General features: G+C 32.5%; 18 protein-coding genes. 10 read left to right on the top strand and 8 right to left on the bottom strand.

The annotated features are described in order from the left end of the window. Nucleotides 1-5 precede the first annotated feature (5 nt). The 3 genes from ACWYN3_RS18190 to ACWYN3_RS18180 are packed head-to-tail and all read right to left on the bottom strand — an operon-like array spanning nucleotide 6 to nucleotide 2,320. Nucleotides 6-845, bottom strand: coding sequence for an MBL fold metallo-hydrolase (locus ACWYN3_RS18190; RefSeq protein ID WP_456222395.1), 840 nt, complete (start codon nucleotides 843-845; stop codon nucleotides 6-8). Nucleotides 846-872: 27 nt separating this feature from the next. Then, nucleotides 873-1,556, bottom strand: a complete 684-nt coding sequence (locus ACWYN3_RS18185; protein ID WP_456222394.1) for an FAD-dependent oxidoreductase — start codon at nucleotides 1,554-1,556, stop codon at nucleotides 873-875. Then, a complete protein-coding gene (locus ACWYN3_RS18180) occupies nucleotides 1,490-2,320 on the bottom strand; it encodes an FAD-dependent oxidoreductase (RefSeq protein ID WP_456222393.1) in 831 nt (276 codons plus the stop codon). Before ACWYN3_RS18180 ends, ACWYN3_RS18185 begins: the two co-directional genes overlap by 67 nt. A gap of 353 nt (nucleotides 2,321-2,673) precedes the next feature. On the opposite strand from ACWYN3_RS18180, the gene ACWYN3_RS18175 reads away from it, so the two are divergent. From ACWYN3_RS18175 to ACWYN3_RS18165, 3 genes are read left to right on the top strand one after another with little or no spacing between them, the layout of a single operon-like run. Then, complete coding sequence (locus tag ACWYN3_RS18175; protein ID WP_456222392.1) at nucleotides 2,674-4,611, top strand: TonB-dependent receptor; 1,938 nt, start codon at nucleotides 2,674-2,676, stop codon at nucleotides 4,609-4,611. Between the two features lie 7 nt (nucleotides 4,612-4,618). Then, a complete protein-coding gene (locus ACWYN3_RS18170) occupies nucleotides 4,619-5,614 on the top strand; it encodes an outer membrane beta-barrel protein (protein ID WP_456222391.1) in 996 nt (331 codons plus the stop codon). Next, nucleotides 5,611-5,952 carry a hypothetical protein gene (locus tag ACWYN3_RS18165; protein WP_456222390.1) on the top strand — a complete coding sequence of 114 codons (342 nt, stop codon included), beginning with the start codon at nucleotides 5,611-5,613 and terminating at the stop codon, nucleotides 5,950-5,952. Before ACWYN3_RS18170 ends, ACWYN3_RS18165 begins: the two co-directional genes overlap by 4 nt. Before the next feature lie 109 nt (nucleotides 5,953-6,061). Here ACWYN3_RS18165 and ACWYN3_RS18160 read toward each other — a convergent pair whose 3' ends face one another. The 5 genes from ACWYN3_RS18160 to ACWYN3_RS18140 all read right to left on the bottom strand — a co-directional run bounded on the left by ACWYN3_RS18160 (nucleotide 6,062) and on the right by ACWYN3_RS18140 (nucleotide 10,890). After that, on the bottom strand, nucleotides 6,062-6,745 hold the full coding sequence (locus tag ACWYN3_RS18160; RefSeq protein ID WP_456222389.1) for a hypothetical protein: 684 nt from the start codon (nucleotides 6,743-6,745) through the stop codon (nucleotides 6,062-6,064). Nucleotides 6,746-7,876: 1,131 nt separating this feature from the next. After that, entirely contained in the window at nucleotides 7,877-8,956 is a 1,080-nt protein-coding gene (locus ACWYN3_RS18155; protein ID WP_456222388.1) for a methyltransferase domain-containing protein, read from the bottom strand. Further along, nucleotides 8,953-10,314 carry a lanthionine synthetase LanC family protein gene (locus ACWYN3_RS18150; protein ID WP_456222387.1) on the bottom strand — a complete coding sequence of 454 codons (1,362 nt, stop codon included), beginning with the start codon at nucleotides 10,312-10,314 and terminating at the stop codon, nucleotides 8,953-8,955. The genes ACWYN3_RS18155 and ACWYN3_RS18150 overlap by 4 nt, the downstream gene beginning before the upstream one ends. Further along, nucleotides 10,200-10,589, bottom strand: coding sequence for a lanthionine synthetase LanC family protein (locus ACWYN3_RS18145; protein ID WP_456223066.1), 390 nt, complete (start codon nucleotides 10,587-10,589; stop codon nucleotides 10,200-10,202). Before ACWYN3_RS18145 ends, ACWYN3_RS18150 begins: the two co-directional genes overlap by 115 nt. Before the next feature lie 13 nt (nucleotides 10,590-10,602). Next, nucleotides 10,603-10,890 carry a hypothetical protein gene (locus tag ACWYN3_RS18140; RefSeq protein ID WP_456222386.1) on the bottom strand — a complete coding sequence of 96 codons (288 nt, stop codon included), beginning with the start codon at nucleotides 10,888-10,890 and terminating at the stop codon, nucleotides 10,603-10,605. Between the two features lie 157 nt (nucleotides 10,891-11,047). Here ACWYN3_RS18140 and ACWYN3_RS18135 point away from each other — a divergent pair, with 157 nt between their 5' ends. The 7 genes from ACWYN3_RS18135 (at nucleotide 11,048) to ACWYN3_RS18105 (ending at nucleotide 15,064) form a co-directional block, all read left to right on the top strand. Further along, on the top strand, nucleotides 11,048-11,329 hold the full coding sequence (locus ACWYN3_RS18135) for a pinensin family lanthipeptide (protein WP_456222385.1): 282 nt from the start codon (nucleotides 11,048-11,050) through the stop codon (nucleotides 11,327-11,329). A gap of 199 nt (nucleotides 11,330-11,528) precedes the next feature. Further along, on the top strand, nucleotides 11,529-12,173 hold the full coding sequence (locus ACWYN3_RS18130) for a cysteine peptidase family C39 domain-containing protein (protein WP_456222384.1): 645 nt from the start codon (nucleotides 11,529-11,531) through the stop codon (nucleotides 12,171-12,173). Further along, nucleotides 12,166-13,179 carry an ABC transporter transmembrane domain-containing protein gene (locus ACWYN3_RS18125; protein ID WP_456223065.1) on the top strand — a complete coding sequence of 338 codons (1,014 nt, stop codon included), beginning with the start codon at nucleotides 12,166-12,168 and terminating at the stop codon, nucleotides 13,177-13,179. The genes ACWYN3_RS18130 and ACWYN3_RS18125 overlap by 8 nt, the downstream gene beginning before the upstream one ends. 10 nt (nucleotides 13,180-13,189) lie before the next feature. Next, a complete protein-coding gene (locus ACWYN3_RS18120; protein ID WP_456223064.1) occupies nucleotides 13,190-13,753 on the top strand; it encodes an ATP-binding cassette domain-containing protein in 564 nt (187 codons plus the stop codon). Nucleotides 13,754-13,755: 2 nt separating this feature from the next. Then, nucleotides 13,756-14,214 (top strand): hypothetical protein, encoded by a 459-nt coding sequence (locus tag ACWYN3_RS18115; protein WP_456222383.1) that lies wholly within the window; start codon nucleotides 13,756-13,758, stop codon nucleotides 14,212-14,214. A 5-nt stretch (nucleotides 14,215-14,219) separates the two neighbouring features. Further along, nucleotides 14,220-14,723 (top strand): hypothetical protein, encoded by a 504-nt coding sequence (locus ACWYN3_RS18110; RefSeq protein WP_456222382.1) that lies wholly within the window; start codon nucleotides 14,220-14,222, stop codon nucleotides 14,721-14,723. Further along, nucleotides 14,723-15,064, top strand: a complete 342-nt coding sequence (locus ACWYN3_RS18105) for an HlyD family efflux transporter periplasmic adaptor subunit (protein WP_456222381.1) — start codon at nucleotides 14,723-14,725, stop codon at nucleotides 15,062-15,064. The genes ACWYN3_RS18110 and ACWYN3_RS18105 overlap by 1 nt, the downstream gene beginning before the upstream one ends. Nucleotides 15,065-15,290: the final 226 nt, after the last annotated feature.

The following is a 15,290-nucleotide window of genomic DNA, read 5'->3' as shown; positions in this document are numbered from 1 at the left end:
GTGTCTTATAAATCTGTCAGTTTCAAAGTATCTTTCAGCCTGATCCCTTTTTCCGTTTGCTGTACTGTGCAGCACTCATTAACGGCATCATGCTCTAAATACAGAATGTAGTTTTTTGATGCTGCTTCTTCCAGGAATGCTTTCTTTTCTTTTAAGGTCTGTAACGGAAACATGTCATAAGCCATGACATAGGGTAGGGGAATATGGCCTGTTGATGGCAGTAAATCTGCTGCGTAAATGATTGTATGATCTTTATAGGTTAGTTGAGGTAACATCATTGCATCGGTATGTCCAAATGCAAAGCGTACGTTAAAGCCTGGCTGGAATTCGATTCCTTCCTGATCGTCAATGAATTTCAGCTGACCACTTTCTTGTAATGGAAGAATATTATCTTTTAGAAAAGATGCTTTTTCCCGGTCATTTGGATGAACCGCCCAGTTCCAGTGCTTTTCGTTGCTCCAGTAAGTTGCCTGTTTAAATGCAGGGACTAGCTTTTCACCTTCGCGGACAATTGCACCTCCACAATGGTCAAAGTGCAGATGGGTAAGAAACACATCTGTAATGTCATCTTTACTGAACCCCTTTGCTGCCAGTGATTTCTCCATGGTATCATCGCCATGCAAATAATAATGGCTTAGAAACTTTTCATCCTGTTTATTACCGATACCAGTATCAATTAAAATCAGGCGGTTGCCGTCTTCTATTAATAAGCAGCGCATAGCCCAGGTACACATATTATTTGCATCTGCCGGATTGCTTTTCTGCCAGATAGATTTTGGGACAACGCCAAACATTGCGCCGCCATCCAATTTAAATAATCCGGTATCTATAGTATGTAAGTTCATGATATGAAAATTTGGTATGCCGTAAAATTAAGAAACCCGCTGAGTTATCAGCAGGTTTCTTAATGTAATATATATGATGCTTTTTTTTAAGTGAATTACCTCACCGTAAGCATCAGCAGTAGCTTCCATAATTGCTTCACTCATTGTTGGGTGAGGGTGGACAGCTTTTAACATTTCGTGACCAGTAGTTTCTAACTTACGGGCAACAACGATTTCTGCGATTAGTTCAGTTACATTTGCACCAATCATGTGCGCGCCTAATAGTTCACCGTATTTTGCGTCATAGATCATTTTGATGAAACCATCTTTTGCACCTGCAGCACTAGCTTTACCTGAAGCAGAGAATGGGAATTTACCGATTTTTAGTTCATAACCTGCTGCTTTAGCTGCTTTTTCAGTATAACCTACAGAGGCGATTTCTGGTGAGCAGTAAGTACATCCAGGAATGTTATTGTAATCTAAAGGCTCAGGAGACTGACCAGCGATTTTCTCTACACAAATAATTCCTTCTGCTGAAGCAACGTGTGCTAAAGCCTGTCCGCCAACGATATCACCAATTGCATAATATCCTTTTACAGAAGTATTATAGAATTCGTCCACCACTACTTTACCTTTTTCAGTTTTAATACCTGTTTCTTCCAGACCTATATTTTCAAGGTTGGCAACAACACCAGCAGCAGAAAGAACGATATCACATTCAATAGTTTGCATACCAGCAGCAGTTTTAACCTGAACTTTACAGCCTGCACCAGTTGTGTATCAACTGATTCAACGCTTGATGAAGTCATTACTTCGATACCTGCTTTTTTGAAGCTGCGTAGTAATTGTTTTGAAACATCTTCGTCTTCTACAGGAACAATGTTTTCCATGAATTCAACTACAGTTACTTTCGTTCCCATTGTTGCATAGAAATAAGCAAATTCTACTCCGATAGCTCCAGAACCAACGATAACCATTGATTTAGGCATTTCAGGTAAAACCATTGCTTGTCTGTAGCCGATGATTTTTTTACCATCTTGTTTTACACTTGGCAATTCTTTTGAACGTCCGCCTGTAGCAAGGATAATATTTTTTGCAGTTAATTCTGTTGTAGAACCATCTGCTCCTTTAACTTCAACCTTATTACCCGGTTTAACTTTACCGGTACCCATTACTACGTCAATTTTGTTCTTTTTCATTAAAAACTGAACGCCTTTGCTCATTCCTTCAGCTACACCACGGCTACGTTTAATAACAGCTGCGAAATCAGCTTCAGCTTCGGCAGTTTTGATACCGTATTCTGCTGCATGATTGATATATTCAAATACCTGCGCACTTTTTAATAAAGCTTTAGTTGGAATACAGCCCCAGTTAAGGCAAATTCCACCTAAGGATTCACGTTCTACAATTGCAGTTTTTAAACCTAATTGTGACGCTCTGATTGCAGCAACGTATCCGCCGGGACCGCTACCTATTATAATTACATCGTAGTTCATATCTTTTAATAGGGGACTTTAATAGTAAAGGCCCAAAATTAAAAAAAATTGTTCGTTAAACAGCGGGTTTGATTTTTGTGACATGAATTCGTAAGTGTCTCTTGTCCATATCCGCTTTTCAGGAAATACTGTTATTTAGTGTTATTCCAAATAATTCACTGATAAGCTGTGGGTTAAGCATGTATTATAAATGTTAAATGTGGATAAAAAACATATATAATTAATGATTTATTAACATTGAAAGCTAAAACGTTGTATTTTTTATCCATACTTTTGTAGCTGTAAACATTATAAACGTTTTCTTACCTGAGCGCCCTGCGTTTCAAAAAATTAAATTCATTAAAAAAGAAAGTATGAAGAAATCTTTACTATTTAAAATTGTAGTTATTATGTTAGCTTTTGTGGGAACAATGTTCTCTGCAAATGCACAGGTAACTACCTCATCAATGAATGGTCTTGTAAAAGATATCAAAGGTGCATTACCAGGAGCAACTGTCGTGGCTATTCATAAGCCAACTGGATCTACTTACAAGACAATTACGAGAGCTGACGGGCGTTTTAACTTTTCAAACATTACTGTTGGTGGTCCTTATACGATCACTGCTACAATGATCGGTTATAAGCCATCTGTTATTTCTGATGTAACATTAGGTCTTGGTCAGAATTTTAAAGCAAACTTTACTTTAGAAGAGTCTTCTCAATCTCTTTCTGAGGTTACTATTGTTTCAAAGCAGAATAAAATCATTAATAGTTCCCGTACAGGAGCGCAAACGAGTATTTCTCGTGAACAATTAGAGAGAGCACCTACTTTTAACAGAAGTATTACTGACTTAACTAAACTTACCCCACAGTCTAACTCTGCTGGTGATGGTTTCTCTTTTGCTGGTCGTAACAATAAATTTAACTCATTTACCATCGATGGATCACAGTTCAATAACTCATTCGGTTTAACTGCAATGCCAGGTGGTGGTACAGGTGCACAACCTATATCTTTAGATGCTTTGGATCAAATTACAGTAAATATTGCTCCTTATGATGTTAAACAAGGTGGTTTTACTGGTGGTAGTGTAAATGCGGTAACTAAAAGTGGTACAAATCAGTTTTCAGGATCTGCTTATACCTTCTATAAAGATCAGAATTTGCAAGGTTACAATGTTGGGGATACTAAATTAGATAAAACTCCTGCAAATGCTTTTACTACAAAAACATTCGGTGTACGTTTAGGTGGTGCATTGATAAAGGATAAATTATTCTTCTTTGTGAATGGGGAAATTAACAGAAGTGTTGCCCCTAGTACTACTTTAAATGCTAACAGAGGTATTAAAGGTGGTTCTTATTCTAACGTACTTGCTTCAGATCTGGATGCAGTAAAGAACTTATTAGTTTCTAAATACGGATATGACCCTGGTGTTTATGAGGGGTTTTCAAATGATCAGCAGGCAAATAACTTAACAGCTCGTTTAGACTGGAATATTAATTCAAGCAATAAACTGACTGTTCGTTATAACTATTTAAATTCATTTAAGGACATTAACCCAAGTGGTTCAAATTCAAATCCTTCTCGCGGACCGAATATCAATTCTGCTATTTTCTCTAACATGCGTTATCGCTTCTATAACAATACAAAATCGATAGCTGCCGAATTGAACTCTAGATTTGGAAATAAATTCTCAAATAATCTACAGGTAAGTTATTCAGCTTTCCGCGATTATAGAAAAACTTATGGAAACCCATTCCCAGTTGTTGATATCGAAAATGGAGCTGGTTCAAATTATATTTCATTTGGTTTGACTGAACCATTTAGTGGACTAAACGTATTGAATCAGGATATTTACTCCTTCACTGATAACTTTAATATTTACGCAGGAAACCACAATATTACTATTGGTGCTTCGGGACAATATCAAAAATATGCTAATGGATTTGCGCAATTTTATTATGGTCAGTTCCGTTACAATTCTTTGTCTGACTTTATGAGCGCTGCCGGTACCCAAGTACCTGGTGTTAAACCAGCTAACCCTAGCTTATATCAGTTAACCTATCCAATTAATGGAGAAGCAAATCCAATGGCGAAATTATCTTTAGCGCCAATTGCTGTTTATTTACAGGATGAATGGGCAGTTAAAGATAACTTTAAACTGACTTATGGCATCCGCGCAGATATTCCAATTTATACTTCAAAAATCCCTTCTAATCCAGCAATAACTGCTGCTAATTTCCGTGATGGAGAGAAATTAGATGTAGGTAAATTACCTAAAACACAAATTTTACTTTCTCCACGTGTAGGTTAACTGGGACGTGAATGGTAACCAGACGCTTCAAATCAGAGGTGGAACCGGAATCTTTACAGGTGGTATGCCGGGTGTTTATTTAGTGAACCAGGCGGGTCAGACAGGATTAATGTTTGGAAATGAATTTTCAAATAATCCAACTAATCGCCCATTTAGTGGTGATCCTTCGACTTATGTTCCAGCAAACGGTGGCGTTCCTGCTACTTATGCAATCAACGCTACTTCACAGGATTTCAAAATCCCACAAATCTGGAGATCTAACTTAGCTGCTGATTTTGTTTTACCAGGTGGTATTACAGCAACATTAGAAGGTATTTATACAAAATCAATTAATGAAATCTATCACCGTGATGCGAATTTAGTTACGCCCACAAAGACGTTAACTGGTACTGGTGATACACGTGATCTATTCCCAGGCGGTAGTGCTAACCGCATAAATCCATTCCTTACGAACGCTGTTATATTAGATAATACAAATAAAGGTTATGCATATAACCTAACTGCTCAATTACAGAAACGTTTTGGAAAACATCTGGATGCAATGATTGCTTATACTTATAGCGATGCACGCGACATTACTTCGACTCCAGGTTCTCAGGCTAACTCTGCTTTTACTGGAAACCAGATTGTTAATGATCCAAACAAACCAGTTCTCGCTTACAGCAGTTACGTTGTTAAAAACCGCATCGTTGCAGCAGTTAACTTCAACTTTGCATTATCAGCAAAACTACCTACTACAATTGGCGTTATTTATGAAGGTTCTCCTTATGGTGATGCCTTTGGTGATACTCGTTTTTCTTATATAACTTCTGGTAACCTGAATGGTGATAACAGTACGTCAAATGATTTGATGTATGTTCCAAAAGATAAAAATGATATCAATTTTGTAGTTAATGATATTAAGGATAGTAAGGGAAAAATCCTATTTGCAGCAGAGAGTGCTGATTCTCAATGGGCAAGATTAGATGCTTATATTAGTCAGGATAAGTATTTAAATCAATGAGAGGTAAAGTAACTGAAAGAAATGGTGCTCAGTACCCATGGGCTAACCGTTTTGATGTAAAGATTACTCAAGACATTTTTACTAGATTTGGTGATAAAGACAAGAGTCGTTTCCAACTTTCTGTTGATTTTGTGAACATTGGTAATATGTTAAACAAGAGCTGGGGTACTACTCAAGTTCCTGCGCAGAATAACTTCCTGCAATATCGTTCTATTAATTCTGCAGGGGTTCCTTCTTATACAGTTGACAAAAATATACCAGCTTCAACATTCAGAGACAACTTAAGTATTGCTTCAAGATACCAGATTATGATTGGTGCAAGATATAGCTTCAACTAAGCTTTTTAATTTTTAATTGAAAAACCCGCTTTGATTGCTCAAAGTGGGTTTTTCAATTTTACAATGTTCATGATAAGTCCATCTTTTTTAATCCTAAATAGAATGTAAATTATAAGACCAAACTGCAATCATGTACAACGTTTTTCGATAAGAAGGCTAAGTAACCCCAATTAATCGTTTCAATATCAAGTAAAGATAACACTGATTCAAGTTGTTTTCTATAAATATACCAAAGGCGTGATGATTCTGAAGTTGAATATAACTTTATAATTTCGCACTCAAACTCTGGTATGTAATTTTTACAAGAAAGAGTTTCTGCATGTAGTTTACTAAGTTTGATAAATAAATGCTGAAGGTATTTACTCTCACTATTTTTCTTCTGTTTTGAAGTTAATTTAACCTCTTTCAATATTAACTGTAATTGTTCTTTTTGCAACGTATATAGTCTATTGAAATTTTGAATAGCATTTGCTTTTGAACCCTTTATTTCATCAAAACTATGATCCTCTTTATGATAAGAATAGGGGAGCCATTGATCGAATAAGTAATGGAAAAAAGTATTTAATTGAATGGGATCTACTATTGATATATTTGAATAAATTAATATAATACTAATCATGAGGTTATTCTTCTCAATATGATGTAATTTCTGGCAACGATCCTTTCCTGAAATATTTAATATTGATTCAGTTAAATAAGCATAAAAGACTTCACTAAAGTTAAGAACATCTGGACCGCCATTAAATATCTCCAAAAGAGGGAAGTTGGAGGCTTCAATTAGTGCATCTTTCAAACGATCTATTTTTAATAATGGAATTATTGATTTTGTTAAAAAATCATATTCTCCTTTAATTATCAATAAATGAAGGAAATCCTTGTATTTAATGAATGGTGAATATTGGAAATAGATGTGACACTTTCCTGCTCTAATATATGGGATCAGTAACTGTACTAAATCTGAAAGTTTTTGTTTTTCGTTGATTTTAATTGCGATTTTTTTATTCCAGAAGTAATTGTATTTTAATGATGGAAACTTGTTGTTTAAGTTAATTTCATTATACCTCTTTGTTAGGATATTTGAGATTATGTTTTCTGTGATTTTTTTTTAGCTTCGGCTGTATGGTTTTTTTTTTAAACAATAGTTCTAACTCATCTGACAACTCAGGATTAATTTTTTTTAGTATTCTGGTTTTTAATTTACTGTTAGTGCCATTAATAGAATAGCCTAAATTAAACACCAATTCTAAATCAATTATAGTGTTAATTATTTGTGATAGAATCATAAAAGCTTCTAGTGAGTCATATGTTGAATCATGATAATTTGAGGATAGCTTATTTAAAACTTGTATTGAATAAACAAATTTAGATGTTGAATATACTTGGAAGTAGTTTTTATTTGAATATAGGAATCTGGCAAAGTCTTTATAATAGGCTAATTGTCCATACTTATCTTTTATAATTTTTTGCCGTGAGAAAGAGCATGGATTGTTGGACTTATACCATCTACACAAATTTCTTTGATTAGAAAATAATCAAAATTAGAGGACGGAATCATTATAATATCTATTCTTATACCCTCGAGTATCAAATTTTGGAACCCTTTTTGAACTGCTACATCTTTAATAACTATTATATCTATGTCTTTAGAGCTGTCTATATATTTTCTCTATTAGCTTGACTACCGAATATCATTACGGAGTCAGCACCGTTAAAATAATTCTCAATTATTTGTAATACGAAGTCATCGATTATCATATCTTAAGGCTATTGTTGGGTGATATTTATGCTATTATAATTGGATTGATATTTAATTCTTAAAAGGAATAGAGGTATTTCTCCACAGAGATTTTCAATTGGTCAAAGTCGATAATGTCAGTTGATTGAAAAGTAAAGGGATTTTATTCATGTTTTCAAAAGGTTCTTTTCATGTTGTACTTTTATAGAATATGGCCATTTGTGAAATTGAAGATCCATTACCCTTGATAAATCCTATTGGTAAAACCAGTGTTTTTAAATTGTACTTTTTACCTATTGTATTTGTGAAACTTATGAGTTCTTGATTAGTAAATTCAAATTTATGATCTTCATGACGAAAGGAGTTTAAATTAGTTTTTAAATAATCATTGTATTCGTAGTTTGGTGTTGTTAATACAAGTATTTGTGCTTTAATTGTTTTGAATATTGTCTCAAAAAGCATATCTACTTCATTCAAATTGAAATGCTCAATTACTTCGATTAATGTTACGATATCGCTTTTTATATTTCTTGTGTCAAGAATATCATTATCCTTAAAAAGAATGTTTGCGTTTTTGTGATTTTTTTTTGTTGCTTTTTTTGCAGTATTAATTTCATTAGTGTCACTATCTATTCCTGTTAATTTAGCTTTTGGGAAATTTAGCGCACAATTAAAAAGGAAAGACCCATTTCCACATCCTATATCGATAATTTCTTGACATTCGTGCATTTTTAGTTCCAATATTACCATCTGATGCCTTACATGATGTGGGCTTGATACTCCTATTATTAGTAAAAGGAGATTAAATGAGTTATTTAATAAAAAAACGTGAAGCCTGTTGTGTTGAGTAACCTTAATGAGGTTATGGGTATACGATTTTATATAGCTAGGTTCAAATTCAAATGAATATCCGATATTGTTAATTCTCATTAAACTGATAAAAAGATGTCTTTCCGTTAAAAATGTAGGTATTTCTATTGATAAAGAGTACTCTTCATAAAAAAATAGCTCTTTTGTGCTATTGTAGAGTGATTTTAATATTTTTTTGTAGTATGTTGTAATGATATCAAAAAGACCATCAAGGTAATTATGGTTTTGAGTAGTAATAACAATGATTAAACAGTCATAATCCCTTCTAAATGTGAATAAACTACATTTTTCTTGATTATTATTTAAAGTATTTCTAAGCCTCTTATGAATATGGTCGATACCCTTATTATTTCCTAAACTTACTATTCGAATATTAAGTGTTAAGTTATTTATATTCATTGTTCTCTTCCACGTATTAAGATATTTGTATTGTATAATATATTAATTTGGGTTGTTAATAGGTTTACCACATCTTGCTCATCAAAATGCTCTGATATTATATTGATTATTTTATTCAGTGTCTTAGGTATCTTTAGGTTTCTAATAATAACCATATTTAATTTTGTTAAAAGGAATTGTTCTGTTCCACCAGGTATGCGCCTTATTAGTGTGTAATGTTCCCCTTTTTTTTTTATGATTTCATTAAAATTAGAGCCGTTTGCTAAAGTTTTGTCACTCCATGGCCACTTGGACTTAGTGATGAGATAATCTTTATTAAATTGAATTATTGTTGTTGGATTAAGTTTATTTAGTTGATTGTTTTTCTTGTTATATGAATCCTGTCTATAAGTAAATGAATCTCCTCTTGAAGCATTATCATATTTTATTGTAGTATTTTCAAAGTTGAAAACATCAATTAACTCTGTCCTGAAAGTGCTTTTTTTTATGTTTAGTTCAATATTTGTTTTTATTGCAGATTTTAATTTTGATTGTTCTAAATCTATTTGAATAGAGGTGATGTGATGATATAGTTTTAGATCTAAATTTTCGATGACCTTCATCGTCATGGGATACTTATTCTCATAGATAGCCTTATATATGTTGGCTATTTTGAAAGCGTTTTTATTTATTGTAGATGGTTTGCGAATTCCAGGACATAATATATCTAATGTTTCTGCATTTTCATTAATGCTTGTAAGATAGAAATAGGCTACTCCAGTAAATCCATTAAAAAGACTCAGGTCTTCTTGATCCGTTTTTATATGTAAACTTGATCTGTATTTACCATTTATTTCTTTTTGTTCCAAAGCAAGTCTTAAATTGGAATCGATTATTTTTGTTAGATCTTTATTGTTTTCTAATTTGTTAAAATAAGAAATTATATAAGAATTTCCTCCGGTGCCGTGGCATAAAGAAAAGTTTGTAGATGTATTAGGTTGAAAATCAATGGTAGTTCGAAGTGCTGCTCTAGCCTCGTTTAGAAAAACTTTATCTTGTGTCAATTCATACATTCTTAGTCTTGATATTCCAATACCAGGAGCGCCATGGCACCAAGCAGATGAATACGATGGAACATCCTCTTCAGGATACTTTAATGTATCACTTTCATTATCTTGGATACTGGCTCTAAAATCTGGCCAATTCTTAATTTTTGTATTATAATGAGATGTTTCATATAAGAAGGCCTGTTTAGCAATGCTCATTAGATCCTTATTGGAAAAGAAAACAGCAATTTCATATAATATCCAAGCGATGCCTGAAGCACCATGGGAGAGGCCACATAAACTATTTTTTTTGAACGTGCCGACCTTCCCCATGAGATCCCACTATTTCTGCTGAATTTGAAGTTCTTTATAAGAATGTTTGTAAGATTATTAATTTTTGTAATTATCTTATGATCATCATGGTGAGATAAAAGGTGTAGAAATGATAAAATTATTCCTGCGGTTCCGCCTAATAAATCAAAGTTTGAATCTTTAGTAACTGTGTCTGGGCAATTATCCATTAACGAAATAGCCTTAAATAAGTAATAATCATGGTTGAGTACTTTTGATGCCTTAGCTAAGGTATAGCTGACGCCACCCCTTCCTATATAGAAGCCATAATTATTTGTTACATTTTACATTTTCTTCACAATGATTAATTAGCCAATCACATGACTTCTTTATAATTGGAAGAGTCTCTGGTTTTTTGAATATCCTATAATACTCTATAAGAAACAACAGAACACCTGCATTTCCGCTGTATAAGTTTTCTGAAATCATGGGGTAATATTCCTTTTTTAAATTATCATAATTAAGTATTTCCCAATAGATGCCATTACTATCCAGTTTAGAGTCTTTTAATATTTTATTATAGATAAGATCAATTTCATCAATTATATTCTGCCTCATTTTTTTAATGTAATCTTATTGTTAAGTATATTTTAATTAATAGAATTAATTGGTATTTTTTTTGAATTATATGTTTTTTTTTTTTTTAATAAATATATAGTTTTTTTTTTATGTTTAATTTTATTATTATTTAAATTTTTTTTTAAAAAAATGAGCTATGGCAAATGAAAAATTGAAACTGAGTGAGTTGAAAATACAGAGTTTTATTACTTCTGTGGAAAATGGAGGACAGGAAAAAGGTCAGGGCACGTGGGTCGCCGATATGCGTTGTACCCAGGGTAATAATACCTCTATAACGGCTGAGTGTTGTCAGAACACTTATAATGCCTATGAGTGTGGCACGGATTCAACTTGTGATACTGTCCATTGTGCAACTCAAATCCAATCATGTACAAATGATGGTACAGCAACATGTACCCCTGGCTTAAATGGGTGTTAACATGAAATTAAGGCAGCATTTTTAGTGTTTAATTAGATGCTGCCTTTAATTTCTATATAATTTGTTAGATGTTTCATCGGAGGTATAAACTACACATATGCATTTATAAATAATGATACAAAATCATTAAAATTTTCATAAAAGCAGGGCTGATCTAGCTTTGAATAAGTAAAAATAACATAGTATCTTTTTATCTTCAATGAAATTATTCAATAACTTCCCTTTTTATAAACAGTTGAATTTAACTGACTGTGGTTCATCCTGCTTAAGGATGATTTGTAAATTTCATGGTAAAGAGATTCATCATCCTCAATACGTAGATAGTATTATGCCAAATAGCAGAGAGGGTGTGAGTGTGAAGAATATAGAAGATGCGGGTATTAAATTGGGATTTAATGTTATTACTGGTAATATTAATTTTCATACACTATCCAATTTAGCTCCCCTTCCATGTATCATACATTGGAAACAAGGTCATTTTGTAGTAATCTATAAGGTGAAATCGGGCAAAGTACACGTATCCGACCCTGCATTTGGTAAATTAAAATATTCTATTGCTGAATTTATGATTGGCTGGACTAGTCGCAACGACTTAGATGGAAAAGGTATAGCTATACTTTTAGAGCCAAATTCTTCATTTAATCTCAAACATGACCATCTAGCAACTGAAAGAAAAAAACTGTCCTTTTCTTTCTTTCTGCAGTACTTGTACCCATATAAGAAGTATTACTTTCAATTGTTTTTGAGTTTACTTTTAGGCAGTGTCTTACAGATGATATTTCCTGTATTAACACAGTCAATTGTAGAGATTATGGCATTGCTAACCAGAATATTGCATTGCTAACCAGAATATTGGATTTGTTAATGTTATATTGCTAGCTCAGCTTATGTTATTCTTTAGCAAAATGTCTATTGAGGTAATTAGAACCTGGATTTTCTTAAGTATTAGTACCAGAGTCAATATTTATATTGTATCCGATTTCTTGAATAAACTTATGAGACTTAAGATGTCATTTTTTGAAAATAGGCTAATTGGAGATCTTATTCAAAGAATAGGAGATCATAGCAGAATTCAAACATTTATATCCTCATCAACATTTGGAGCTTTATTTTCCCTCGTTTCATTAGTGATATATTCAATAGTATTGGCGTGGTATAATCTTACTATTTTAGTCGTTTTTTTTTTTGTAGGAAGTAGTTTGTATTTTGGATGGATTACAATTTTTCTTTATAAAAGAAAAGAGTTGGATTACAAATCCTTTGCTCGTAACTCAAGGAATCAATCTCTTTTGATCCAGATTATAACGGGAATAAAAGATATCAAATTAAATAATGCTGAAAAGGAAAAAAGATGGGATTGGGAGGATTTACAAGCCGAAACTTATCAGATCAGTATAGCCCAGGTTAGAGTAAATCAAATTCAATCAATAGGTTCTCAGGTTATTGATCAGGTTAAAAATATAATTATTTCATATTTATCTGCAAAAGCCGTTATAAATGGTGAAATGACTCTAGGTATGATGCTTGCAGTTCAGTATATGATTGGTCAATTAAGTTCTCCTATTGGACAGATATTGGCATTGTCGAATTCATATCAAGACGCGAAGATTAGCTTAGAAAGGCTCACGGAAATACACTCTCAGGAAGATGAGCTTGTAGAAGCTAAAATTTATGAAATTCAGACTGCAATGGATATTGAATTTAAGAATGTCAATTTCACGTATGCTGATTCATCTCATGCTACCTTAAGTAATCTGAATTTTAAAATTTCTGAAGGAAAAATTACTTCAATAGTAGGAGCTAGTGGTAGTGGTAAAACTACAATCATAAAATTACTATTGAAATTTTAAATTTTATGATATTAATTCTGGTGAGATAAGAATTGGTAATTCGAATTTGAATAATATTAGCCCCAAAACTTGGCGAAGTGAATGTGGTGCAGTATTGCAAGACAGCTATATATTTTCAGAAACTATAATTAATAATATTGTTTTTGATAAGCATAATATTGATCATCATAGATTCTTTCAAGCATTAGAAATTGCGAATATAAGAGATTTTGTAGATTCCTTGCCTCTAAGATACGAAACCAAAATTGGTCATGAAGGACATGGTCTTAGCCAAGGACAGAAACAAAGAATTTTAATAGCAAGAGCAGTTTATAAATTGCCTAAAATTTTATTTTTGGATGAGGCAACCAATTCTTTGGATTCTTTGAATGAGAATGTAATACTAAATAATCTGGATACATTTTTTAAAAATCGAACAGTTGTAATAGTGGCTCATAAACTAAGCACAATTAAAAATTCGGATAGTATAATTGTTTTAGATAAAGGCAGGATTACTGAAATCGGAAATCATGCTGAATTAATGAATAAAAGAGGGTATTATTTTGATTTAGTTAACACGCAGCAGGTTAAGTGATTATGGAAGTGTATGATACTAAGTATATTAAAAGTAATGAAAGAAGTTTTGCCATGTACCAGATGTTGGGAGAGCAGCCTTCTTGGCTTATAAAATATGGTGTAATAATAATGACATTGATTGTCGGATTATTAATTGCCTTTAGTTTTATTGTAAAATACCCTGATTTAGTTAAGGGACAATTTATCCTGTCATCGAATCAAACTCCGCAAAGAATTGTCGTAAATACATCTGGTAAATTAAAATTATTTGTTCGCAATGGGCAAACGATAAATAGTGGCGATATTCTTGGGGCATTGAGTAGCTCAGCTAATCTAAATGATGTGTTTGAGGTGAAAAAGAAAGTTAAATTATTACTTAATGATTTAGGTAAAAGGACAACTGATTATGTTAAATTAAGTGATATAAATAATGCATATATATTGGGGGTGAATTACAACCTTCTTATGAGGATCTATTAAAGAGTTTGAATTCATATAGATTACTGAGTTCATTAAAAGAAGGAGAATCGCAGATTTCATTTTTAGAAAAACAGGTTGTTTTATTAAAGAAAGTTAGTAGCAAATTGATTGTTCAGGAGGAGTTGTCAGGAATTGAGTACAACTATAAGAGGAAAAAATTGAATACTGATTCCATTCTATTTAATAAAAAAATTATATCCAGTTCAGAATATGATAAATCTCGTCAAGATATCGTCCCTTATGAAAAAGCAATAACACAGGTTAAACAAAATGCTTTCCAAAATGAATTGTCTATAGCTCAGTTAATGAAACAGATCAATGATTTATTTATTAATAAGAATAAGGATAATGAAAATTTAAAAACAGATATTTTAATAAAGTCAAATGTGTTAATAGGAAATATATTGGCGTGGGAAGACCGAAATCTGTTTAAATCGAATATAAAAGGGGAGGTGAGTTTAGTAGAGTTTGGCAAAATGGTGATAATATTAATTCAGGGGATGAGCTGATGAGTATAATACCTGATTTCTCAGGTAATTATGGCATTGCTACAATGCCTTCCACGGGAATTGGAAAAGTTAAAAAAGGTCAGAAGGTATTTATCACATTTGATGGATACCCACAAAATGAATTTGGCTCCGTAGTAGGTAAAGTAAGTTCGATATCATCCGTGCAGTATAAAGGAGCTTATTTAATTAAAATTAATATGCCAGATGGGCTGCTTAGTACTTATAATAAGAAAATTACTGGTCAGCAGGAGATGAATGGAACCGCAAATATAGTGACGTCCGATTTAAAACTTATCGATCGGATCTTTAATGGAATTAGGTCTGTTTTCTTGAATAAATAAAATGAAAATACATAAAAACGTACTAGCACGCACCGCAGGATTATCCTTTGATCTAATCAATATTGAAAATATATCAATTACAAAATTAAAAAATATACTTACTCTCCAAAGTCTGATCAAAAAGAGTTAATTGATGAAATTCTTAATCAACTTCATGTTTTTAATCAAGTAGCAGAGAATAAGGCATTACAAATAGAGATTCAAAACTACAGGCGTTTATTATTTA

It is taken from the genome of Pedobacter sp. NJ-S-72 (genome assembly GCF_053890575.1).
The sequence above is the reverse complement of the archived record's forward strand: the minus strand, read 5'-3'. Positions and strand labels throughout refer to the sequence as shown.